20 protein-coding genes are annotated in these 23,590 nt (G+C 37.1%); 7 read left to right on the forward strand and 13 right to left on the reverse strand.

Annotation, left to right across the window (positions count from 1 at the left end; all coding sequences use genetic code 11):
- Position 1: 1 nt before the first annotated feature.
- From CH354_RS07105 to CH354_RS07125, 5 genes are all read right to left on the reverse strand, one after another.
- Positions 2-1,144 (reverse strand): efflux RND transporter periplasmic adaptor subunit, encoded by a 1,143-nt coding sequence (locus CH354_RS07105; protein WP_100766352.1) that lies wholly within the window; start codon positions 1,142-1,144, stop codon positions 2-4.
- The gene (locus tag CH354_RS07110; RefSeq protein ID WP_243395991.1) at positions 1,141-2,439 is read right to left on the reverse strand and encodes a TolC family protein; all 1,299 of its coding nucleotides are present in this window, start codon (positions 2,437-2,439) and stop codon (positions 1,141-1,143) included. Before CH354_RS07110 ends, CH354_RS07105 begins: the two co-directional genes overlap by 4 nt.
- A gap of 79 nt (positions 2,440-2,518) precedes the next feature.
- A complete protein-coding gene (locus CH354_RS07115; RefSeq protein ID WP_100725864.1) occupies positions 2,519-2,914 on the reverse strand; it encodes a hypothetical protein in 396 nt (131 codons plus the stop codon).
- A gap of 4 nt (positions 2,915-2,918) precedes the next feature.
- The gene (locus tag CH354_RS07120; protein WP_100766354.1) at positions 2,919-4,007 is read right to left on the reverse strand and encodes a DUF1574 family protein; all 1,089 of its coding nucleotides are present in this window, start codon (positions 4,005-4,007) and stop codon (positions 2,919-2,921) included.
- Positions 4,008-4,015: 8 nt separating this feature from the next.
- On the reverse strand, positions 4,016-5,386 hold the full coding sequence (locus CH354_RS07125; RefSeq protein ID WP_100766355.1) for an MBOAT family O-acyltransferase: 1,371 nt from the start codon (positions 5,384-5,386) through the stop codon (positions 4,016-4,018).
- A 92-nt stretch (positions 5,387-5,478) separates the two neighbouring features.
- Between CH354_RS07125 and CH354_RS07130 the strand changes: the two genes are divergently transcribed.
- Positions 5,479-7,437 (forward strand): acetoacetate--CoA ligase, encoded by a 1,959-nt coding sequence (locus CH354_RS07130; protein WP_100725867.1) that lies wholly within the window; start codon positions 5,479-5,481, stop codon positions 7,435-7,437.
- A complete protein-coding gene (locus CH354_RS07135) occupies positions 7,434-8,195 on the forward strand; it encodes a hypothetical protein (protein ID WP_100725868.1) in 762 nt (253 codons plus the stop codon). The genes CH354_RS07130 and CH354_RS07135 overlap by 4 nt, the downstream gene beginning before the upstream one ends.
- Before the next feature lie 21 nt (positions 8,196-8,216).
- Here the strand turns inward: CH354_RS07135 and CH354_RS07140 are convergent, their stop codons facing one another.
- The 3 genes from CH354_RS07140 to CH354_RS07150 all read right to left on the reverse strand — a co-directional run bounded on the left by CH354_RS07140 (position 8,217) and on the right by CH354_RS07150 (position 15,759).
- The gene (locus CH354_RS07140) at positions 8,217-8,573 is read right to left on the reverse strand and encodes a c-type cytochrome (protein ID WP_100725869.1); all 357 of its coding nucleotides are present in this window, start codon (positions 8,571-8,573) and stop codon (positions 8,217-8,219) included.
- 46 nt (positions 8,574-8,619) lie between these two features.
- Complete coding sequence (locus CH354_RS07145; RefSeq protein WP_207762632.1) at positions 8,620-14,508, reverse strand: LamG-like jellyroll fold domain-containing protein; 5,889 nt, start codon at positions 14,506-14,508, stop codon at positions 8,620-8,622.
- A 276-nt stretch (positions 14,509-14,784) separates the two neighbouring features.
- Complete coding sequence (locus CH354_RS07150) at positions 14,785-15,759, reverse strand: cysteine synthase A (RefSeq protein ID WP_100725871.1); 975 nt, start codon at positions 15,757-15,759, stop codon at positions 14,785-14,787.
- A gap of 46 nt (positions 15,760-15,805) precedes the next feature.
- Here CH354_RS07150 and CH354_RS07155 point away from each other — a divergent pair, with 46 nt between their 5' ends.
- From CH354_RS07155 to CH354_RS07170, 4 genes are read left to right on the forward strand one after another with little or no spacing between them, the layout of a single operon-like run.
- Complete coding sequence (locus tag CH354_RS07155; RefSeq protein WP_100725872.1) at positions 15,806-17,125, forward strand: MFS transporter; 1,320 nt, start codon at positions 15,806-15,808, stop codon at positions 17,123-17,125.
- 42 nt (positions 17,126-17,167) lie between these two features.
- Positions 17,168-17,710, forward strand: a complete 543-nt coding sequence (locus CH354_RS07160) for an SRPBCC family protein (RefSeq protein ID WP_100725873.1) — start codon at positions 17,168-17,170, stop codon at positions 17,708-17,710.
- A gap of 15 nt (positions 17,711-17,725) precedes the next feature.
- Entirely contained in the window at positions 17,726-18,826 is a 1,101-nt protein-coding gene (locus CH354_RS07165) for a family 43 glycosylhydrolase (RefSeq protein ID WP_100725874.1), read from the forward strand.
- Positions 18,823-19,683, forward strand: coding sequence for a pirin family protein (locus CH354_RS07170; RefSeq protein ID WP_100725875.1), 861 nt, complete (start codon positions 18,823-18,825; stop codon positions 19,681-19,683). Before CH354_RS07165 ends, CH354_RS07170 begins: the two co-directional genes overlap by 4 nt.
- A gap of 10 nt (positions 19,684-19,693) precedes the next feature.
- On the opposite strand, the gene CH354_RS07175 is transcribed toward CH354_RS07170, so the two are convergent.
- The 4 genes from CH354_RS07175 to CH354_RS07190 are packed head-to-tail and all read right to left on the reverse strand — an operon-like array spanning position 19,694 to position 22,521.
- The gene (locus CH354_RS07175; protein WP_243395992.1) at positions 19,694-19,996 is read right to left on the reverse strand and encodes an LIC_10421 family protein; all 303 of its coding nucleotides are present in this window, start codon (positions 19,994-19,996) and stop codon (positions 19,694-19,696) included.
- A gap of 54 nt (positions 19,997-20,050) precedes the next feature.
- On the reverse strand, positions 20,051-21,067 hold the full coding sequence (locus CH354_RS07180) for a type I phosphomannose isomerase catalytic subunit (RefSeq protein ID WP_100725876.1): 1,017 nt from the start codon (positions 21,065-21,067) through the stop codon (positions 20,051-20,053).
- 11 nt (positions 21,068-21,078) lie between these two features.
- The gene (locus tag CH354_RS07185; protein WP_100725877.1) at positions 21,079-21,774 is read right to left on the reverse strand and encodes a DnaJ domain-containing protein; all 696 of its coding nucleotides are present in this window, start codon (positions 21,772-21,774) and stop codon (positions 21,079-21,081) included.
- Between the two features lie 27 nt (positions 21,775-21,801).
- Positions 21,802-22,521: an LIC_12936 family protein gene (locus CH354_RS07190; RefSeq protein WP_100725878.1), complete on the reverse strand. Its 720-nt coding sequence runs from the start codon at positions 22,519-22,521 to the stop codon at positions 21,802-21,804.
- Between the two features lie 119 nt (positions 22,522-22,640).
- Between CH354_RS07190 and CH354_RS07195 the strand changes: the two genes are divergently transcribed.
- Positions 22,641-22,985, forward strand: coding sequence for an STAS domain-containing protein (locus CH354_RS07195; RefSeq protein WP_100725879.1), 345 nt, complete (start codon positions 22,641-22,643; stop codon positions 22,983-22,985).
- Here the strand turns inward: CH354_RS07195 and CH354_RS07200 are convergent, their stop codons facing one another.
- Positions 22,986-23,555: an LIC10729 family protein gene (locus CH354_RS07200; RefSeq protein WP_238760042.1), complete on the reverse strand. Its 570-nt coding sequence runs from the start codon at positions 23,553-23,555 to the stop codon at positions 22,986-22,988.
- Positions 23,556-23,590 lie beyond the last annotated feature (35 nt).

Genomic DNA, 23,590 nt, shown 5'->3' on the forward strand with positions numbered 1-23,590 from the left:
TTCATTCACCTCCTCCAAATGTATCTTTGAACAAAATTGCTTTTAATTCAAAGGCACCTTTTGTGACAACCTTGTCTCCCTCTTTGAGTCCAGAGATTACCTCTACCATTTTGTCATTTGTACTACCAGTTGAAACTTCTAACCATTGGTATGTTTCTGGTTTGGATTCTATAAATACATATTTAGAATCTTGGTACGATTGAATTGCAATTTCGGGAATTTGAATTCCTGTGCTTTCATTCACATTAAGGATTGCCCTGCCAAATAATCCAATTTTTGCTTTTTTATTTTGGTTTTTAAAAACAACACGTGCATGAACTGTTCGAGATTCGGGATCAACTTTTTCACCAATGTGTTCTAATTTTCCATAAAAGTTTAAGTCAGGATATGCATTCAATATGACATCTGCCGCTATCCCTTCTGATAAATATTTTAAATCATTTTCATAAATCTTTGCTTGGAACCAAAGATTAGAAAGATTGGCAATGGTAGTGAGTATTTGATTCCCTGCTACAATCGATCCTGGAATTGCATTTCTCGATAAAGCTAGTCCAGACCTTGGTGAATATACAATGTATTGTCCAGTGGAACTGTTATCGATGTTGATTCCATTTGCACGTAAATTTTCTTCTGCAGAATTTTTCTCAGATTCAATCACTCGTAAATTTGCTTCAGCATCAATTTGTTCTTGTTTAGCAGCCAAATTCATTTTCACAAGTGAGCTAATTCTAGTTAAATTTTGTTCTGCTGCATTGTATTTCGATTTTGCAACAAGATAAGAAGATCTAAGTTTTGCAAGTTCTGGAGAATCGATGATTGCTAGTTTTTGTCCTTTTTGTATGGTATCACCTTCAACAAAATACACACTTGTGACTCGACCAGAAATTCTGGCAGGAACGTCCATAATGTCATCTGGCACTGCTTCTGTTTCACCTATCAGTTCAATATTTGTGTGAATTATTTTTAGAGAAACTAATTCGATTTCAATCGAAATTGCTTCCCGTTGTTCTTTTGTTAAATGAAGAGTGTTTTTGTTAGTAGAAACTTCTTGGGTGATTGGTTTGTTTCGGCTAGTTTGCCAAAAATAGATAATACCAGTTAAAAAAAGAAAAGAAAAAAGGATGATTTTAAAATTAATTTTCATGGTCGAACTTCCATTGTATTAGTTGGCAATCCAAGCACTCGTATCAATTCAATTTGAGATACTTCATATTCAGATTTGGTGCTTAAATAATTTAGTTTTGTTTGTAATAAGATTCGTTGTTGGTTGATTGCATCGATGATTTTTATTTTACCGAATCTGATTGCCTCTTGTAAATTGTTTAGATCAGATTCTGCTCTTTCTAATTTGTTTTCATCATAAAGTTTTACTTCTTCGGCGAGTGTGATAAAATTTGTTAGAGCAAACAATACTTCTTGTTTGATATTTCTAGAGACAGATTCTTTCAATTCTTTTGAGCTATCAATTTTGGAAGAGGATATAATTGATTCGCCCTCATAATCGCGCCAGACGATTAGAGGTATCGTTAACATCCCTCCTACAACTCGCTCATTAAATCCATCGTTTTGTGCAAAAGCACCCAAACTAACATTTGGAATTTTTTGTTTTCTAACTTCGTTATGTCTGAGTAAAGCTAGTTCAATTTCTTTTTCAGTTAGAAAAATTTCTGGCCTATATTGGTATGCAATTTTCACCAACTCTGATTTGTCTTTAGGTAAATCGTTAGGTAGTTTCCATTGGAAAACATTTAATTGTGTTAACTCAAATGGAAAACCTAACAAAACTTCCAATTCAGATTTTGCATTTTCATATTGCCTCTGTGATAAATTCCAAATTTTAAAAATGCGTATTTCTTCAGCTTCTGACAAGGATTCATCAATTCCAGGTGAAAGCCCTTCGTTGATTCTAGCTTTTGAAACTTTTTTAAGTTCCTTCACTAAATTTAAGCTAGATAAACTGTTTTCCTTTTCCAAAAAAAGGTATCGAAATCGTGTTAGTTTTTTTAGAGCTTCGAATTCTAAGGAACGTTTAACGGACTCTAAACGATATACTTGTGCTCTAAATTCTTCATCGGCGATTTTAATAGCGAGTTCTCTTTTTCCATTGGTGTAAATTTCCTGATTCACCATAACTTGAAAGTTATTGGCTGTAGTAAGTGTGGATCCTATGATTGCTCCCGCAGTGTCTCCTTTTCGATTTGCCACATAACCAGAAAAAGTTGGATTTGATGGGAAATAATAAGAAGCGATTTTTTTCCTTCCAGAAATTTCCTTTAGTTTAATTTCCTCGATTCGAAAATCAGGATGGCGATTGACGATACAAATACTCAATTCTAACATTGAGTTTTGATTTTGACATGAATTTCCAAGACTTTCCTCGGATTGAATATTTGAATTAAAAAATGTTGGCATCAATAGTAATACTAAGTACCATTTCAATTTAAAATTCCTTGAATTTGAAAAACAAAACATGGAACCTCCCACGTAGATAACGCAAGTAAACGGATATGCGAAAGAACTAGGTTATCTGTTGTCTCGGAGGTCTGAAAAGATAAGATAGAGTAGAAAATTTTGGTATAGGAAATTCATTCCATTCAAAATAAACTTTATGAAGATTGATTAAAATATGCGAAAGATATAAATTCCATGTGATAGAAACTATAGAATTACATGGGCAAGAAAAACAAACATGTTCGGAATGTTCTGCATCATCGCCAAGATCATGGCCCGGATCGATACCAAGTGTATGGTCTAAAAAAGCATAAGGACATCCACTTTCAGGAGTGCCCAAAGATCCACAATTCACCTCATTGTCGACAATCCTTTGGTACATAAAATTGGCAGAAAACATCAATACAAAACAAAGTAACAAACTTTGTTTGAACGCATTTTTTTGCCAACCGAAGAGTTTCATACAATTATTGAAAGTTTGGAATTTCCTTTGCAGTTTGCAATAACTTATCTACGATTTCAGGGACACAGAGCGGAGAGACATGACTCGAATCTGTAAAATATCTACACTCGGAATTTTCGAGATTTAAGCTAATATGACGAATATTTTTAGAATTTGGATTTATAAAATTTCTAGTATATCGATTAAATATGCTCTCTTTAGTAATTTGAAAACGAATCTTCTGGTAATAAGGATGGACTTGAGGTTCCCAAATGACTGTTGCAATATTATTTTTTTCGATGAGATCTATAATTTTTCTAAATAAATTCGTCTCAGTTTCTGAGATTTGATATGGTTGAAAAAAATGTTCTTTCATAACCTCTGAATATTCAACGATTCTTTTTTGGAACTCATTTGGAGGAAATTTATCGTATTTATATCCAATATTATCTGAGCTGTAGGGACGTTTTGCGTTTAAATAGGAAGATAAACCAATGAAATAATGATCATTAGTAACACGATTGCCAGTGATTAAATTTTTTACAGCTTGAATGGGTTTAAAATGATAATTGTAACCTAAAAAAAGTAGCCGGCTAATTATATCTCTTTTAATTTCTGGATTCATAGCATCAAAAATATCCATTAATTCGTTTTCGTGTAACATCAATTCTGACCATTTCGATTTATAACTATGGACACTATATTCACTGAATACATCATCTGAAAATTCTAAGAATAAGACATCAGGTTTGAAGCCTGAATCTATCATTGATTTCAAAATTAAATAAAAGAGTAAAAATTCAGAGGCTTTGATCGTTGTACGAGTTTCAAAAGAAATTGGTTTATCATAAGTGGATTTTTTAACTGGAATATCCAACCATTCATGAAGAATTTCGGATCTCGAAGTGCCAATTGCAACTGCAATAGTTTTTCCATTCTGTTTAGCTAAAATATTTTCTTTCCAGATGTTTGGCATTCCCAATAAAATATTTTGTCCTGCTTTGTAATTTCTCCTACCGCTTTCCCTTACATCTGGAATACAAATTAATTTATCTGTTAGAATGATAATGCACAATATAAGAAAAGGATATAAATAAATATATTTTGATTTCATAAGTTTCCTTAAAATTGAAAGTAAATGAAAGTTTCAACAGTTGATTCAAGTCTGATGAGTGCAAAATAAACTAAAAAACATAATGTAATTAAAATTGAATTAATATAAGGTTGAAGTTTTTCCTTAAAGTAATCTTTGTATTCGATAAATTGAATTATATAACATCCAATCATTAAATACCAAAAGTCAGGTTTGTAGATTATTTTTCCTTTCAAGTTGGTCGAAGCTTCCCAAAAAGTAAAAATTTCTTTTAAGGTGTCAATACGGAAGAATGTCATTACAAACGAGAACATAGTTGTCACCCAAATTATAGACAAAACGATTTTTGTTTTGGACATCAAATTTCGATCAGGTTTTCCAATGAAATATTTTTCAACTGTTAAGAGAATACCATGAAGAAATCCCCATAAAAAGAATGTATACGTATTGCCATGCCACAATCCTGATAATGACATCACAGTGATTGTGTTGAATATGTATCGCTTTTCCGAGACTCGATTTCCTCCTAAAGGAATGTAAAGGTAATCTCTGATCCAAGTAGAGAGAGATTTATGCCATCGGTTCCATATTTCAGAAAAACTAACAGATAAAAATGGGGATCGAAAATTTTCGGGAATTTCATATCCTAACAAAAACGCAGATCCTCTTGCTAGGTCTGTGTAACCTGAAAAATCTCCGTATACTTGAAAGGAAAAAGCAAACGTTGTTAATAAAATTGAGATTCCATCATATTCTCCTGGATTGGCATAAACAGGATTGATTAATTTTGCAATTTGATCAGCGATTAGTACCTTTTTGATAAGACCAGATAGTATATGTAAAATCCCACGTTGCACAAAATCTAAAGTTAGTTTGGCGTGATCAATTTGGTCATAAAAATCGTCATGACGCATGATTGGCCCAGCAATTAGCTGTGGGAAAAATAAAATGAATAATAAAAAATTCACGAAAGGTGATTCTGTGAATTTCCCTCTCCAAGCATCAACGAGGTACGCAATCATCTGAAACGTATAGAAACTAATTGCTAAAGGTAAAACAAATTCAGATAAGGATTGGAAAAAGGGAATTGTTAATTCTCCTTCCAACATTAGAAATTTAAGATATGTTAATACATACTTAAAAAAACATAAGTTAATTACGTTTATCGAAATTCCTAAATAAAGGAATCCTTTTTTACGGGTTTTTAAAATTCCAATCACACAAAGGTGAGTGATGATGATAAAAAGTACAAAATGTATTAAAAACGAACCACTCCAATATCCATAAAAAATAAGGGAAAAAATGATTAGAATGTACTTACGAAACCTTGCAGGTGAAATCCAATAAACGATATAACAGACAATAAAGAAATAAAAATAGTCTATTGTATTGAATAACATTTTTACATCTAAAAAACTAGTATTTTTTTCAACTACTCATTTCTGGAACAGACTTGCTTAATTATGGAAACCGCACAAGATCAGTTCTCAAGATGTCGCAAAAACCTCTCTGGACTCCAATTGATCATTCTAACAATCTCATCAAATTCCAACATCGGCTCGAAACAAAATTAGGGAAATCCTTCTCTGATTATGTTTCCTTCCATCAATTTTCTACCAATGAATCTCAAATTTTTTGGAAAGAGTGGTTACAAGAATCAGGGTTGATTCTAAAAACCCCGACAAACCAAACGTTTGTGATGGGGAAACAGTTTTCTGAAACACAATGGTTCCCTGGTGCTACTTTCAATTTTGCTGAAAATTTATTGGAGAGGGGGAATCCAAAACAAGAAGCGATCGTTTTTTACGGGGAAGATGGAGGAGTACAAAGGTTAACGTATCATGAACTAAAATTAGAGGTCATTAAATTACGAAAACATTTACTTTCGTTAGGAATTCAAAAAGGAGACCGGGTTGTAGGAATTGTTCCTAATGCTCCCATTTCTACCATTGGCATGTTGGCAACAACTTCGTTAGGTGCTATTTGGTCTAGTGCTTCACCTGATTTTGGAGTCAAAGGGATATTGGATCGATTTGAACAAATTTTCCCAAAAGTAGTGATTTCTGTGGAATCCTATTCGTTCAAAGGAAAAGAAATTTCGATCATTGAAAAATTGGAAGAAATCACCCAAACATTATCCTCCGCAAAAAATTCCGAATTTAAACAAACAATTTTATATGAGTTTATGAATCCTATCAAAGAGTTTGGAAAGATTCATAATCCAATTCGTTACCAAGATTTATCACAAACATTGGATGAATCTATCGAATACGTTCCTATCAGTTTTTCTGATCCAGTTTACATCATGTTTTCTTCTGGGACAACTGGTCTTCCTAAATGTATTGTCCAAGGTGGGGGTGTATTACTCAATCATACCAAAGAACTGGCGTTACATTGTAATGTGTCCCAAGGGGATCGTTTTTTTTATTATACAACTTGTGGATGGATGATGTGGAATTGGTCACAATCCGTCTTGGCGTTGGGTGCCACTTTGTACCAGTTTGATGGAAATCCGTTTTATCCCAATTGGGAGACCCTTTGGAGTATGGCGGAAAAAGAATCCATTCAAATTTTTGGAACCAGTGCCAAATACTTATCTGTACTAGAAGAAGAAGGAATTTCAGTAAAATCGAAATACTCGTTACCAGATTTAAAAGTGATTCTTTCAACAGGTTCTCCTTTGCCAGTTTCTGGATTTCACTATGTATATGAAAAAATCAAAACAGATGTACAGTTATCTTCCATCTCAGGTGGTACTGACTTAAATGGTTGTTTTGCATTGGGAAATCCCGACTTACCTGTGTATGCTGGTCAAATTCAATGTAAGGGACTGGGAATGGATGTTCAAGTTTTTGATAGTATGGGAAGATCTGTGATTGGTGAAAAGGGAGAATTAGTTTGTCCCACTCCATTCCCTTCCATGCCATTATTCTTTTGGAATGATGAATCTGGTGCAAAATACAAAGCGGCTTATTTTGAAACATATGATAATATCTGGTGTCATGGTGATTTTGCTTCTATTACTCCCGAGAATGGTGTCATCATCTATGGAAGATCTGATGCAACACTGAATCCAGGAGGAGTTCGTATCGGAACTGCTGATATTTATTCCGTTGTTTCTAAAATGGTAGAAATTAAGGATTCGGTAATCATTGGGCAAGACTACAAAGATGATGTAAGGGTTGTATTATTTGTTGTACTCGCAGATGGAGTTCAACTGGATGATGGTCTTGTAAAAAAAATAAAAGAACAAATCAAAAATGAAACTTCACCTCGTCACGTCCCCTCAATCATTTTAACAGTTCCAGAAATTCCTTATACCATCAATGGGAAGAAGGTAGAAATTGCTGTGAAACAAACTGTTGCTGGCCTTGAAGTCAAAAATAAAAATGCATTGGCAAATCCAAATGCTCTCGAATTTTTCAAAAATAGAAGTGAGTTAATGGAATGAATCGATTTAAAATCCTTTTTGTATTTTTGTTTGCATTTGTCCTTTTCACATTCCCAATCAGTTCTGAATCTGAAAAATGGAAAACCTGCCTACGGACACATTGTATCTCCTTCCAATTACCATCAAATTGGTATTTGACGAACAGAAAGTCAAATGGGAGTTCAACCAAGTTTGATCATTTTCGAACAAGTCCTTTAAAGGAGGTGTCAGGTAGAGAAATCATTCCAGCGATTGTCGTTCTTTTTAAAGAATCAGAAAAACAACAATACCTCGATCCAATCCTTTTTCATTTAGAATCCAAACGATATATTCTTGTTTCAAATGTGAAAGAATATTATAATTTACAAAAATTAACGGAAATAAAAGACAAAGAAGTTTATCAGTTTCTTGGGATGTTTGGAAGTTTTAAAGACAAAGAAGATACAATTGTCCAACATTATATTACCTCCACTTCAGAAGAATTTGGATTTGTAATCATAGTAACATGTTTTGAATCGGTTTATCCTCAGATTGAGAAAGATATCAAAATATTCTTAAATTCATTAGTCTACGGAAAAAGAGTTTCACCGTGGAACTTTGTTACCGTAAGTGAACAATTGCAGAAAGCAAAACAATTGGAGTCAAATGCAGATACTCGACTTAAGACTAAAAAAATTGAAGAAATATCAATTGCACTAGGAGAGTTGGATGATGCATGTGAGTTGGGATCGATTACTGCTTGTGAATTATTCTCAAATTTAATGAACGTGGGACGATGAAGATTCGTTTCAATTGAAACGTTACTGATTGTTTTTTTGCATTTTTAAAATATATTCTGCTAATGCATCGATTTCATTTTTACGCATATGAGAATATGCTTTCATGTATGTTCCAGGTATTCCATTTTTGATACTGTTTGCAATGGATTCTTTGGAGGAACCATTCGTATACGTTGTACGATCTTGGAAATTAGGAATCCGACTTTCTTTTAGCAAATGAGTTCTTGTTCCTCTTCCATTTCCTTCTGGACCATGGCAAGAAATACATCCATTTTGTACGTACATTGCCTCAGGTAAAGGGACTGTGGTTGCTTTTGGTGGAGCAGGTTCTTTGATGGTTGGATCATTCTCTGAATTACAACCAATAGAAGCATACATAAAATGAGTCCGTACCCAAGATTCCGGTATTGATATCGGTACATCTTCAATCGCAATACACCGAGGCAGCTGACAAATCAATATTATATTTTTGAGATAAGTAACAGAAAACTATGGTACGACCTGGATTGGATAAACTCACATTGTAATAAAGAACTTCGCTGATATTACCAGAGAAAAAATTACCAGGACTAGAGTTAGAACCTAAGTAAAGATTATTTTGTGAATATGTTTTACTTGGATCTGTTGGGATACCGATCGCATAACCACTTGAAAACATACCGAAGGAAACTCCATTCAATTGTTCTGCTGCTATCAAATAGGGAATGTTTGTATATGGAAATTGGATGTTACTAGAGCCAACAATTCCATCCGATGGTTTTGCCATTCGAATATTGTCTCCATCAAAATAATAAGATACACCAGGTGTTGCTGATTCAAAAAATGTATCATTGGAATTGGATGTTCTTGAAAAGGCGATGAAAAAAGTAGAACTATTGGAAGGAATGTTAGCTGCACTACCACGGAACAAATACTCAGAATTGCCTGCGTTAAAATTCACTGTAGGTTTATTATTAAAACCAGTGTTATTATAGGTCGGTGGTGAACCTCCAGCGAAAAAAGAAGCTGCATTGCCACTTCTGTCATGCCAAGTGTTAACAGGTGAAAAATTGGATTGATTCGAAAAACTATCGGCACTTAGGTGAAGTTTTAAACTGCTTGTTGTCGGATTTGCATTCCAAGTAATCACTTGTTTTGGATCATAACCTGATAAAGCTTGGATTTCCAACATCGATAAAGCTCGGTTATAAACGAGAACCTCATCCATTTGACCATTAAATCCATTGAGTAAATCAGATCGAATTCCAATCGTAAAAACATTTGGATTTGTATCCCAAGTATTTTTGTTTTGGCTGATGAGTTTGGCTCCATTATGGTAGATAGTAGCAGCATAACTTCCTGCAGGACCTTCAAACACACCACAAAGGTGATGCCATACATTTTCATGGTTATAATAAAATTCTTCTACATCATTTAGGTAACCTGAAAAAAAGTATTTAGAACTTGTATTACCAGCGCCTAACGCAATCATGCGATCGGTTGCATTGGGTCCAATACTTATCATTGTCCCTGAGTTGAGTGCAGCTGATTTGTATTGCACACAAATCGTTCGTGGTTGGGAATTTTTTGGTAAGGATGAGGTTGTTGTGTTTACGTTTAAGTAAGTAATTCCGTTGGTATTCAATGCGGAAATTCCATTGCCATACTTGTCAGAGACAAGAGTTGCTCCCACACTTGTGGTTGGATTTCCGAAACCACTTACATCATCAAAATTTTTGTTAAAGTCGTAACGTGCAACTAAACCATTGGGGATTTGTGCTGAGAGGGTTCGTACTTCCTTTTGAGTGAGAGCTTTTGCATAAATTTTAAGCTCATCCACTTTGCCACCAAACATATGGCCTGGAAACGAAGCCATTCGACCAACATACAATCCTGTTCCTGTTGTTGTATTGATAGACGAACCAATGTTCACTGGTCCACTAATTTCCACTCCATCAACATATAACCAACCATTGTTACCGTCAAATGTACCACAAATATGAGTCCAACGATTTAATGGCAGTGTATAGGATGGATACAATTCTCCACCGCCGAGACCACCAAACCGAAGTTTTAAGTCACCAGTAGGGGATGCTCTGTATACATTTAGAATGAATTCAGTGGAGGGACCTGCACCTCCATATGTGATGAGAGGAGCATTGTCTCCCATATTTGGATAAGTTTCTAAGTTTACCCAAACACAGATACTCCTTGGTTGTGTTCCATGTGGTAAACCCTGTTCCGAGCCGAGTAAGTAACCACCAGAAGAAGCAGAAATTCTGACTGCGGTATTATTTGTTTTGTTGATACCAGTCGAATAGTTTGTCAATGGACCATAAAAAGACAAACTTCCACCAAGAGGTCCTTTTGAAGTGGAGTCTCCTGTAAATTGGTATTGAACTGCCAATTGGATTGGTCGTGAAGCATAGGAATTTCCAACCAAAGTACTTTCTGCATTTTTAGCTAAGTCATTTACTTCTGCTTCATTGAGTTCTCTGTTATAGAATCGTAAATCAGCAAGTCTCCCTGGAAAGAAAAAGGAACCAGCAGAGGATACACCAATCGTGAAATTTCCTGAAACTGGATTTGTACTTAAGGTTTTTTCAAACACTAAGTTCCCGTTTAAATATACTTTGTATAAATCGTTACTATCAACGGTTAATGCAACATGGGTCCATAGGTTTGGTATGACAGTCACATTTGTAGAATCAGGAAGCATACCTCCGCGATAGATCGCCAATTGGTCTTTTGCATCAATAAACAATCCATGGCCATTGCTGGTAAAATCACCATTATAAAAGATTACTTTTCCAATTCCAGAATTGGTTCCATCCCATAAAATCCATCCAGCCATTGTGACTTTATTCACCGACAAACTGGGAGTAGGTGCTATTCCTGCATTCCCTACGGAAGTACTTGCTGCACCATTTAGTTCATTAAATCGACCATTTCCGAATGTTGGACTTCCAATCGAAGTAATCGTTTGGTTATTTACAAAATTGGAAATGGAACCATTCAATGGAAAATAAGATTGTAAACTTTCTGACTTTATGGTTCGAAGGGCATTGACAGTTCCGAAAACGATTACATCACCTAAGTTGGAAATGTATTTTGGTGATTGTATGGATGCAGATACACCAACTCCATTGATGAGTCCAGTGTTTCCAGAACCAGCAATGGTGATCACTTCGCCTGTGCCACTATGAACTCTTCGGATCAAATGATTTCCATAATCGGCAACATACAAAAAGATTCCATCGGAAGTGATCCCGTGTGGTAAATTGAAAGAAGCATCAGTTCCAACGGCATCAATGTATCCACTCATTGAATTCCCACATAAAATGGTTGTAACGCCCGTTACTTTGTGGGTCTTTGTGATGTTGTATGTTCCTAAATTGGTAGCATATAGGTAATCGCCGATGATGGTAAGTCCTTCTGGAAAACTGATATCTCCTCCGGTAACAAGAGTCGTGACCTCACGGGTACTTAACTTGATGACACGGATTGCTGAATTGTTACGATCGGCGATGTAAAGTTTATTATCATCAATCACAATGCCAGCAGGTGATGCAAATCTGGCGGCAAGTGGATCTGTTGCATCAAGATTTGCATTCGCTGGAGAAACCACAGTATCATCACCTGCAAACGTTTCCGCATAACCAGAGCTAATTAAAATTCGTTTGATACGATTCCCTAAAGTTTCGGTGACATACAAATATGTACCGTCTGTTGTGATTCCTTTGGGAAGATTGAATGTCCCACTCAAACCTGATCCAGGAGTATTTCCCGCGGCTCCACTTCCCACTAAAGAGGATACGGTATTGGTCATTGGGTTGAAGACACGAATTTTATGATTTCCAGAATCTACGATAAAACCCTTTGTTCCATCATAAGTAATGCCACTGATGTCATTAAAACTGGATGCAGGGGCTGGGCCATCACTTGATCCACTCCCGGCTACACCTGCTGCGGTTGTGACGTCGCCTTTATAATAATGGATTTGGACAGGTGCTTGTTTTTTTAAACCGATTGCATTTCCATAACGATAACCTGCTACACAATTCACAGTAACATTGGTGATATTTGCACCTAACATAGTGCCTTGGATGTTTGATTGAACGGCACAAACAAATCCTGGTGGTTCTTGGGTGATTTGGATTTCATATCCAGTTCCACTGCTGATCGGAGTCGCAAAGGCAATAGGAGTGGAAGTTGCACCAGCAGGAACATTGATACTATCAACACCGTTGGTAACAGTTAGTCCTGTGGGTAAAATCACAGAACTAGTAACGTTCCCGCTCATATTGTATTGATTTACCGAACATGAGATCGCGATATTGGTGATCGCAGTATTGGAAACTGTACCATTTGCATTTGTGATATTACAAGTTTGCCAAGGATTTTGAGGACCTGATAATACAGAAACCGAAAAATTTGTACCGGTAGGTAAAGCTGTATTGAATGTAAACGTTCCATTACTAGCAATGATTAAATCATCACCACCATTATTCTGTAAAATAAAAGTATTGGTTCCAAAGGGTGTTGTGAGAGAACTAATTGTTCCTCCAACTGTATATACATTTGGTTGGTAATTGATACTCAAAACATCACTCTGTGCATAATTTACTTTGCACATTCTGGCTTTTACATTTTGAGAAACACCCGGTGTTGGAAAAATATAATTCCCAAGGACACCAGTATTACATGTGTTTAGTGAAGAACCACAATCTGGATCAGTAGGGACTGCCGCTGCCGCAGTGTGACAAACCCATGTGGAACCAGTTGTTGTGCTTGAGAAACTAATATTTTGGCCTGAGTCCAGAAAGGATCCAGTCGCCAAACTAGGAGTTGGTGTTGCTACTTTGAGTGTATAAGAAGCAGTGACAACTTGTGATTCTACCCAACCCACCTTACAATGAATTACTTTGATCACTGCTTGGTTGTTATCGGTTAAATTGACTGTGGAAGTTGTCATTGTTCCTGTAGCACAGGTTGGATCCGCTTGTGCTCCATTTCCAATTGTGTATCGATACTCGGATCCTGGGATCAAACTGGAAATGGTAACCGTACCATCATCGTTAAAAAGAGAGCCACTAACAGGAGAAAAACTAGGAAGAGTTAAACTACAATTGAGTACAACATTGGACATATTGGACACAATCCCTGAATGAGTGGCACCAGCGGTAATCGTACAAGTTTGGTTAGGTGGATTTGCAAAAACGACAATCTGGTAATCCACACCACCTGGTATGGTACTTGGGAACGTAAAATTTGTGACACCTGGGTTAATTGTGATTGATTGTGTAGGAAAAGCAGGTGACCCACCCGTTTGTACCAAGTCTAACGTCACGGATCCACCTAACACACTTGTTGTTGTACCTCCAGGGCTTGATACGGTGCCACTGACTAAGAATGCATTGCTACAATTGACAGCAAAGTTTGTTGCCCCGTTTCCTACGGTTACAGTACCTGATGATAGTGTACATACCCCAGAAGTGATCACTCCACCTGGGTTATCAACAGTGACTGTAAAATTTCCACCACTTAAATAGGTGCCTGGGAAGGCATAAGTTCCGTCTGCAGTGACATTAATTGTATTGGAACCATCTAATGTGAGTTTTAATTCATTTCCTGCTGTGAGTGTACCTAAAATTCCAATGACTTGGGCACTGACAACATAGGAATTGGTTGTACAATTGATGCTTGCAGATATGGGTGAGGCAACCATCGTACCATTTGTCACCGCTGGTGTTGTAATGGAACAAGTTTGGCTTGGGTTTGTTGGTTGGCTTATGATACTAAAATTATAAGTCTCACCCACAGGAAGAGGTGGAAAAGAAAAATTGGCACTATTGACATTGATGACATCGGTTCCGGCACCTGTGACATTTTGTAATTGTAAACCATTCCCAGAAAGTCCGGTTGCCGTTCCACTGATGAGATACAATGCACTCCCGCAAACTACTTGGATCCCTTCAATGTTTCCATTGAGTACTGTTCCTTGGCCTGAAGAAACAATACAATTTTGAATGGGGGAACTTGGAGGTGTTTTGACTGTCACATGATAAGTGGCACCAGAATTTATTTTTTTAGTAAAGGTATAAGTTCCATTTGAACTGATATCCATCACCTCACCGTTGTTTTCGATTTGTAATCCAGTTCCGAGTAAACCTGAGACTTGAAAACGAATGGAATAAGATAGGGTATTTGCTTGGAGAAACCGAAAGGTTGTAAACGTTTCGAGTAAGGAACGATTGATTGTCGGAAACGAACATCCAAAGACAGGAATGAAATATAAGGATATGATGATTTTCTGAAGGAATCTTTTTCCCATGATCCAATCATTCCGATCTAATAATTTCATTTCTAAAGAAGAGTAACAACTGAGAGGTGATTTCGTCTAGAGAAAATCTAAATTTTTAGAAAATCGACTCTGTTTCCAACAATGAGAAACGGATTTGGATGTTCGACCTTTTGCCTTCATATTAAGATTCATTCTCAATCGTATGAGAACCAAGTTCAAAGTGAGAATGAAAAGTTTGGAAATTTATTTTTAGGGAATGTTCTTAGGTTTCCTTCGCAATCTACTTGATTTTGTCCCATCAATGTTTCAATCGAGACCTTTCGATTTTAAAAACTCTGGATTGTATATTTTGGACTGGTATTTGGTTCCTGTGTCACATAACACGGTCACGATGGTGTGACCTGGTCCCAATTGTTTCGCAATTTGGTAAGCAGCTGCTAAATTAATCCCCACACTCCCTCCCATAAACAATCCATCCTCTCGGAGTACTTTTTGTAAGATACTGAGTGCTTCCTTGTCATGGATACGGACAGCATCATCGGCAGGCATCCCTTCCATATTTTTTGTGATCCTTCCTTGCCCAATTCCTTCCGTGATGGAGGAACCTTCAATGGTGATGGTCCCTGTTTTGACATATGAATAGACACCAGATCCATGTGGGTCACAAACGATACATTTAACATTTGGATTTTTGGACTTGAGATACATAGCAGTACCAGCGTAAGTACCACCAGTTCCTATGGATGTAGTCCACACATCAATTTTCCCTTGGGTTTGTTCCCAAATTTCAGGTCCCGTGGTTTCAAAATGTGCGTTTCGATTCGCAAGGTTATCAAATTGGTTCGCCCAAAGTGAATTGGGTGTTTCCTTTGCAATTTGTTCTGAGACTCGAACATAATTTCCCGGATTGGTATAAGGTACTGCTGGAACTAAAATCACCTCAGCACCTAATGTTCGTAACATTTCTATTTTTTCTTTGGATTGTGTTTCTGGAATGACAATGATTTTTTTGTATCCTTTTGCATTACAAATATGTGTAAGCCCAATGCCTGTATTCCCAGCTGTACCTTCGACAACTGTTCCTCCTTTTTTGAGAAGGCCTTTTTTTTCTGCATCTTGGATGATGTATAAAGCTGCTCGGTCTTTGACGGAACCACCTGGGTTTAGAAATTCTGCTTTGCCGAGAATTTCACAACCAGTTTCGTCACTCAATGAATTGATACGAATGAGGGGTGTATTTCCGATTGTGCCAATAAATCCATTTCTAATATCTGTTTTCATGAGAATACACTTGACTCCTTATTATTAGACATCAATTTCCAAGTTTATGTACAAGTCCCTTCGTCAGTGGTTTGCTCCAGCACCCGCGATCCCCCAAAAATCGAAAGAAGAAATTTCAACTCTTTATCCAAAACTAAGGTTCCAAGTATTAGAGTCGACTTTCATTGGTTATACGGTATACTATTTAACACGTAATAATTTTTCTCCCGTTTCAAAAGAAATTGGGGAAGCATTGTCTTATTCCAAATCAGATTTGGGTGACATCTTAGCTGTCACTGCCATCACTTATGGAATTGGAAAATTTTTTATGGGTGCATTATCAGATCGTTCCAATCCTAAAAAATTTATGGCAGTAGGGTTATTACTCACCGCCATTTTAAATTTTTCATTTGGATTTGCGAATCATTATTGGATCCACTTATTTTTATGGGGAGCCAACGGGCTTGTTCAAGGTATGGGTTGGCCTCCTTGTGGACGTTCCTTGGGGCATTGGTATTCCGTGAGGGAAAGGGGTACTACATTTGCATTTTGGAATATTGCACATAATATCGGAGGAGGGATTGTCGGAGTTGTTGCTTCACATTCAGCTGCAAAATTTGGTTGGCAATATGCTTTTTTTGTTCCAGGTCTGATTGCCTTACTCGGGAGTGTTTATTTGTACATTCGACTTGTGGACACACCTCAGTCTGAAGGACTCCCACCCATAGAAGAGTATCGAAATGATTATCCACCTGAAGAAAAAGAAAATCATGAAGAAGAATTGACCACCAAACAATTGATTGTTGAACAAGTATTGTTAAATAAATACATTTGGTTATTTGCCATCATCAATTTTTTTGTTTATATCATCCGATATAGTTTAATTGATTGGGGTCCAACGTATTTAAAAGAAACAAAAGGCGCGGATTTACTCGGTGGAGGTTATTCCACTTTGATTTTAGAATTTGGTGGAATTGGATCTACCATACTTATGGGCTGGGTTTCTGACAAGTTTGATGGAAGAAGGGGAATGGTCAGTTTACTTTGTATCATTCCAATCTTTTTTGCATTTTTAGGAATTTTATTCAATCCTCCAGGGAATATCTGGATCGACTATGTTCTGTTTGGTTTGATTGGACTATTCATTTACCCTCCAGTCATGTTGTTAGGTGTAGCAGGAATGGATTTTACATCCAAAAAAGCGGTTGGTACTGCCGCTGGTTTTATTGGGTTATTTGGGTCACTAGGACGCACCGCACAAGGGAAAGGAATCGCGGTTTTATCAACAAATTATTCCTGGGATGTTGCCCTTGGAGCAATTCTTGTTTCCACTCTCATTGCAATTTTCCTATTGATTTTTAGTTGGAATCTGCGTCCTCGAGGTTAAATCAATTGACGAACGAATTGTTTGGAATTCAATTTACGTGTTATGAATCTAGGCAAAAAAATCTCAATCGGAATCATTGGAATCATCGCTGTCCCACTTGTATTGGCAATATTTTTACCATCAAGTTACCAAGTGGAAAGGACAATTGACATTACAAAACCAGCAAGCGAAGTGTTTGCATTCATTCGATTGTTAAAGAACCAAGACCAATACAGTGTATGGGCAAAACGTGATCCTGATATGAAAAAGATTTTTAAAGGGGAAGACGGCACTGTTGGTTTTGTATCTCGATGGGAAAGCCAAGTGAAAGATGTTGGTGTAGGTGAACAAGAGATCAAAATGATCAATGCCGAGACTTTAGAGATGCAAACCGAATTACGATTTTTTGAACCATTTGAAGGAACAGAAAGAAGTTATATGAAAGTTTCTTCTTTAGATCCAAAAAAATCAAAAGTAATTTGGGGGTTTGATGGATCTATGCCTTATCCATTTAATTTGATGTTACTTTTTATGAATTTTGAAGAAATGATTGGGAATGATTTTGAAGAAGGACTTTCCAATTTAAAACATGTATTAGAAAAATAAGGTTTTATTTACCCTTTGAACAAACAAAATATCTATTGGCAACTCTACCAAGAGGATCCTATCATCAAACCAGGATTTCCATCTCCAATCCTGGCAGATCCTAGTTTTTTATTTCCTGAATCTTGCCCAGATGGTCTGTGGCATCTGTTTGCACATAACATCTTCGGTGTGTTAGAGTATGTTTCCGAAGATGGTATCCATTGGAAAAAAAAGAAATCCATTGTTCGTAATGCAATGCGACCTTTTATCTATTTCGAAGATGGAACTTATTATTTGTATTATGAAAAATACAAATTTTTACATGTCCTCATGTCTTGGTTTCCATACCGTAAATGGAAATCAAAAATTGAAGTGAAGACGAGCAAAGATTTAGTCCATTGGTCAACTGCTAAAACTGTTATCGTACCAAAATTTCCATTTCATAAAGATGCAAACTTCGGTGATTCCGTAAGTAACCCGTGTCTTGTGAAGTTTGGAAATAAGTACAGAATGTACTTTTCATCATCTCTTGTAATGATTCCGGATTGTGGTTTTTGTGAACCAAAGTACATTACGGTTGCTGAAGCCAGTTCCCCACTTGGCCCATTTTCGTATTTTTCAGATCCTATTTTAGCACCTAACGATATGGATCCATTTTGTAATTTGGGCGCAGGTTCCATTAAAGTGATCCCTTGGAAAGGTAGATACTTAGGGTTTCAGAATGGAATTTTTTGGAATCCTGTGAGGAAGGAATCTTGTTCGGCAATTCTGTTTTTACAAAGTGAGGATGGAATCAATTTTGAAAGGATCAACCACACTCCAATCCTTGGCCCCACAGGGCGTGGTTGGAAGGCAAGCCATGTGTATGCCTGTGATGTGAAGTATTCGGAAGCTGAAAATATTTTTATTCTCTACTTTAATGCAAGAGACAAAGCACATTGGACAAAGGGAAAAGAAGCCATTGGACTTTTTGTTGGGAAGGTAGAAGAATCAAAAGAGAATCTCAAATCTAAGTCCACTTCCAAATCAAAAAAACAAGAAAGTCGTTCCCTTAAAAACAAACCGAAAGGGAAAACAAAAGTGACCACGAAAAAGATTCCTTCAAAACCCAAAACAAAGAAGTCTAAATTCAAATGACAAAATCACTGATCGGACATTCAAAAGACTTAGGAGATAATTTTATCATTCGTCGTGTTCTTCCTGCCTTAGAAAAAAGGTCAGTGGGTCCCTTTGTTTTTTTTGACCACTTTGGACCTGTGCCTGTTGTCACGGGTGAAGAACTTGTAGTCCGAGCCCATCCTCACATTGGACTTGCTACCATTACATTTTTGTATGATGGAGTGATCACACACCGAGATAGTTTAGAAGTAGAGATGGACATTCGGCCCAATGAAACCAATTGGATGATTGCCGGGTCTGGTATTGTTCATAGTGAACGATCTAAGTTTGATCCAAAATATGAAGTATTAGAAGGAATACAAACTTGGATTGCACTCCCTAAAGAGAAAGAACAAATATCCCCAAGTTTCCAACACCTTTCCGAAACAGAAATTCCTGTGATGAAACAAAAAGGACTCATATTTCGTTTGTTAGGTGGAAAGTTTTTGGATTTAGAATCATCTGCCGTTGTACATTCACCACTTTTTTATGCAGACATCGATGTAAAAATGGATGCTGACCAAATAGAATGGCAACTTTCTCCTGAAGAAGAAGCTGGGTTGTACATTGCGCGAGGTGCCATCGAATCAGAAGGTGAATCTTATGCGGTTGGAAGTATGGTTTTATTTGAAAAAGGTACAAAAGTTTCTTTCAAAGCAAAACAAAACAGTCGTTTGATGTTACTTGGAGGGGAACCTCTGAAAGAAAAACGGCATTTGTATTGGAACTTTGTCGCTACAAGCCAGGAATTGATTGATTCTGCTAAGGAAAGATGGGCAAAGGATGAATTTCCAAAAGTTCCAAACGAAACAGATCGGATTCCTTTACCCAACTAAATTTTATTTTTTATTTTAAAGCATCTGCTGCTTTTTTGTATTCTTCAGCTTCAGCACGGAACTCTTTTGCAAGATTCAAACAATGTTCTTTGAATTTTGCTTCGGAAACTGCTTTCCCGCCTTTATTGCCTGCCATCTTTTCGTGGCGTTTTGCATTTTCTTCTTTTTCTTTTGCCATTGCATTTAAGTAAGAACGTGCAGCTTGTTTACTTTCTGGGGAATTTGCCTCTTTTATCATCAAATTCTCTAATTCAGATAACGCAAATAGCGAAGTGGAAGCTAACACGAGTAAAATGGAAATAAGTTTTTTCATAGAACCTCTCTACACTCCATTATACCAAATGAATCAAAAAGTCAATAGGTCTTGTTATTGATATTTTACAGTATCGGTGCCACTGGACATAAAAGCAAGTTTTGTCCCAGGGGTTACAGTTGCATGAATCGTCTCAGAAAAACCGGAAGCAGTCACAAAAAACGTTTCTCCAGTTCCAACTGAACGATTTAGTTCTGGAAAATAAATGGATCCAGAAACAGTGAAAAAAATGCCAAAACATACTGGATCAGATAACGGAGTAAAGGTGAAGTTTTGCGCTTGGTTAAACTCCCAAGATTCAAGTCTGAATTTGTCATTTGAAGTGAATAGATATCTAGGAAAAGGATGATAAGTAATTAGTTCTTTTTTAAGTTTTTCATCTCCAATTGATTTTGCAAAATTCAATACGGAGAAGGCCTTTTCTAAATGTAATTCTCTGGGTTTGCCATCGTCACCAATTCTTCCGTAATCATAAACTCGGTAAGTTGAGTCAGAAGATTGTTGCACTTCTAAAAGTAAAACACCACCGCCTATCGCGTGTATGGTCCCTGGATTTAGAAGGAATACATCACCAGGTTTTACTTTCCATTTTTTAAGAACAGATTCTCCTAAGTTTTCTTTTACAAGTGCTTCATATTCATTTCGGTTTGTGTGAATGTCAAATCCTACAACGAGTTCGGCCCCAGGATCTGCTGATAAAACATACCAACATTCTTTTTTACCATTGGACTGCGGATCATATTTGAGCGCATAATCATCGTTTGGGTGAACCTGGACAGACAGTTTTTCTTTTGCATCAATGACTTTTACGAGTAGGGGTAAACCTGAATTGGAAAATGGTTTTCCTAATACTTCGTTTGGTGCTTTTTTGATGAGTTCGGTGAGTGGAAGATTTGAAAATTCTGGATTTTGGATTTTGGAAACATCAGAACCATAAACGGAAACTTCCCATGATTCTCCAATCAATCCTTCCGGGATACTTCGTCCCATTTTTGATTCCAATTTCCGACCACCCCAAATTTTTTCTTTATAAATTGGGGATAGAAATACGATTTTTGGAATCCTCTCCATTGGTTTCCTTTTTAGACAGCGGTCTTTGTCCGTAAAGGGATATTTTTATGGATGAGAAGTTTCACCCTTAGGATTTTTTTCTTAAAATGTGTGAAAGAATCAGGACGAAATTTGGAAAGATCAAATTCAAAGATTTTGGATGGGATGAGAGTCGAAACTGGAAATTCTACATTTAGTTTTCGATACCCTTTATAACTCCCTCGGCCATTACACGCAGGACAATGTGGGTCACTTCCCATACAATCTCGGCATACAATCCGAACGGTAAGTGGGATCACGGCAATTACAGGTCGTACCGTTTCCGATTCTTTTAGATCGATCACGAGATCATAATCAATGCCCGTGACTTTTCTACGATCTTTATTGCGAAAACCCTTTCTCATAAGGCCACGTTTGGCAAGGTCAATGATCCCAGTTGTAAATCTTACACGTGAGACTGGTAACACAATGGGATGTTCTTCCAGTTTGCGTTTTAAAAAAGCTTTTGCGTAATTTTTTTTGAACTCATCATCATAGTGTTTTCGTGAATCACCAGTAAGAGTTTGGTATGCAAAATGAATGGATTGGAACTTGGCATAGGAGCCAGTGATCGGATTGTCGGGGTGGTATAGTTTGGCGAGACGACGGAAAGAAGATTTAATTTCTTCCGTCGTAGCTCCAAAAGGGATTTCTAATACTTCGTATAAATTATTGTTTTGCGGTGGCATTAATTAACAAATCCCACCTAAATTCAACTACGGCTCTTCGAAATCTCCACTCACAGAGATTTCCATTACGGATTCAGAAACCATTCTAGTTTCGAGATTTCCTTTTGCTTGGATGTAACGATCAATATTTCTTGCCACTTCACGGAGCCTGTCACGGTAAGCAGTCGCTAATCGAATTCTTTCCCAAGGGCTTTGGATTTTTTCCAATTCATAATTGAGAGTGTTGTCGTCAGCATTTGTGACAGTGCGTACGGAAAGAATGAGTCCCTTAACACCACCAGCTGTATTGTTTTTGAGTTCGCGGTAGGTTGTGACTGGGTCTTTTCCTTTATCTGTTAATGACTTACGTGACCAAAAGGATAGTTCATCAAGGGAAAAACCACCACCTTCAGCACCACCGCCACCTTTTAGTTTCATTACAAAACGGCTGTGCATCACATAACGTGGCTCATAAGGTAAGTGGATTTCACGTGCGCTCGAAACTTGACCATACCGACTGTCTTTGATTTTTTTCTCAAAACTAAGGAACTTGATCTTCTCATTGATCATGGCGTGGTAATCATCCACTTCCTTACCAATACGATCGATTTTTTGTTGCTGTTTAGCATTATACGGGATGAGAGCGATGCTTCCATCTGGATTCAATTTGTGGGAATCTGCTTGGCTCACAGGTTCATTTTTTTCATCCGCGGCAAAAAGACCAACGGTGAAGAGGAAGGTAAAAATTAAGACAAACGAGGTACGCATACGAACTCCCAGATAGTAAACTCTATATCTATTTTCGACTTTTGAAATGAAATTATTAATTTGTTAAAAATAAGGTTGAACAAAAAACGTAAAAACAGGACGCTAGCGGTAGGTCTCCCATGGAAATAAATCTGAAAAAGAATGCAGACGCTTTTGTGATCAGCATTTCCGGAAGTTTGGACATTTACACTTCCTTGGATTTTAAAAACTTCCTAGAAACCAATATCCCAAACCAACCAACTTCTAACCTCCACGTCATCATCAATTTAGAGAAATTGAACTACATTGACTCGTCTGGGATTGGAATGCTCATCAAACAGCTGAATTATGTCCAAGAATTGCAAGGGAAGTTCTCCATTGCCAATATGAAACCAGCAATTGAGAAGGTGTTTAAGGTAGCAGGTCTTACCAGTTACTTCCAAACCATTGGGGAAGACGAATACCGCGAAAAATACGCGGTATAATCAATCTTTCTCGTCCAAACGGTTTTCCACAACAAACGCATCCCAAATCCCCCAAAAACGGCCTACTGAGTTTTGGCTCGGCACTAAATCGACGTAAATTTTGCCATCTGGGTATTCAGAAGGTTCGAGTGGGATTTCCACAGGATTCTGGAAACCTTTGGTACGTTCTGTCAGGATGGCACGTTTGGGTTTTCCATTCACAAAAATTTGTAATTTTCTAGGTTTGAACTTCGAACCTTTCAGTGGTTTGTACATCGTTAAGTCCAAATACAGATACACTGTGGATTTTGTATCACTTGGTTTTTCTAAAAGAAAACGAAGTCCCGACTCGGGCACCATCCGGCAAATGGAATCTTGTAATCCCAGGTAGGGACCATCTGGTTCTAATTCATAGGACTGGTAAATGGCCCAGGTTTTCAACTCGGGAAAGGTAGAAATGTCTTCCGGTAATAATCCTTCCTCCAATCCAAATTCTTGTTTGGGAATTTTCGAATCGTCTGCAGGGAGTGCACCACTCGTTGATAAAAAGATTGCCGTAAAGAGAAGGATTCGTAGTTTCAATGGTAGCACCTATTCCAAGTATCGGATTACGAGACAAGTCCCCC

The sequence above is a fragment of the Leptospira levettii genome (assembly GCF_002812085.1).
Taxonomy (GTDB): Bacteria; Spirochaetota; Leptospiria; order Leptospirales; family Leptospiraceae; genus Leptospira_A; species Leptospira_A levettii.

What these genes read in the sequence shown, in the direction of transcription:
- CH354_RS07105 (WP_100766352.1), bottom strand. Translation starts at nt 1,144, where the DNA reads ATGAAAATTAATTTTAAAATCATCCTTTTTTCTTTTCTTTTTTTAACT.
- CH354_RS07115 (WP_100725864.1), bottom strand. Translation starts at nt 2,914, where the DNA reads ATGAAACTCTTCGGTTGGCAAAAAAATGCGTTCAAACAAAGTTTGTTA.
- CH354_RS07120 (WP_100766354.1), bottom strand. Translation starts at nt 4,007, where the DNA reads ATGAAATCAAAATATATTTATTTATATCCTTTTCTTATATTGTGCATT.
- CH354_RS07125 (WP_100766355.1), bottom strand. Translation starts at nt 5,386, where the DNA reads ATGTTATTCAATACAATAGACTATTTTTATTTCTTTATTGTCTGTTAT.
- CH354_RS07130 (WP_100725867.1), top strand. Translation starts at nt 5,479, where the DNA reads ATGTCGCAAAAACCTCTCTGGACTCCAATTGATCATTCTAACAATCTC.
- CH354_RS07135 (WP_100725868.1), top strand. Translation starts at nt 7,434, where the DNA reads ATGAATCGATTTAAAATCCTTTTTGTATTTTTGTTTGCATTTGTCCTT.
- CH354_RS07140 (WP_100725869.1), bottom strand. Translation starts at nt 8,573, where the DNA reads ATGTATGCTTCTATTGGTTGTAATTCAGAGAATGATCCAACCATCAAA.
- CH354_RS07145 (WP_207762632.1), bottom strand. Translation starts at nt 14,508, where the DNA reads ATGGGAAAAAGATTCCTTCAGAAAATCATCATATCCTTATATTTCATT.
- CH354_RS07150 (WP_100725871.1), bottom strand. Translation starts at nt 15,759, where the DNA reads ATGAAAACAGATATTAGAAATGGATTTATTGGCACAATCGGAAATACA.
- CH354_RS07155 (WP_100725872.1), top strand. Translation starts at nt 15,806, where the DNA reads ATGTACAAGTCCCTTCGTCAGTGGTTTGCTCCAGCACCCGCGATCCCC.
- CH354_RS07160 (WP_100725873.1), top strand. Translation starts at nt 17,168, where the DNA reads ATGAATCTAGGCAAAAAAATCTCAATCGGAATCATTGGAATCATCGCT.
- CH354_RS07170 (WP_100725875.1), top strand. Translation starts at nt 18,823, where the DNA reads ATGACAAAATCACTGATCGGACATTCAAAAGACTTAGGAGATAATTTT.
- CH354_RS07175 (WP_243395992.1), bottom strand. Translation starts at nt 19,996, where the DNA reads ATGAAAAAACTTATTTCCATTTTACTCGTGTTAGCTTCCACTTCGCTA.
- CH354_RS07180 (WP_100725876.1), bottom strand. Translation starts at nt 21,067, where the DNA reads ATGGAGAGGATTCCAAAAATCGTATTTCTATCCCCAATTTATAAAGAA.
- CH354_RS07185 (WP_100725877.1), bottom strand. Translation starts at nt 21,774, where the DNA reads ATGCCACCGCAAAACAATAATTTATACGAAGTATTAGAAATCCCTTTT.
- CH354_RS07190 (WP_100725878.1), bottom strand. Translation starts at nt 22,521, where the DNA reads ATGCGTACCTCGTTTGTCTTAATTTTTACCTTCCTCTTCACCGTTGGT.
- CH354_RS07195 (WP_100725879.1), top strand. Translation starts at nt 22,641, where the DNA reads ATGGAAATAAATCTGAAAAAGAATGCAGACGCTTTTGTGATCAGCATT.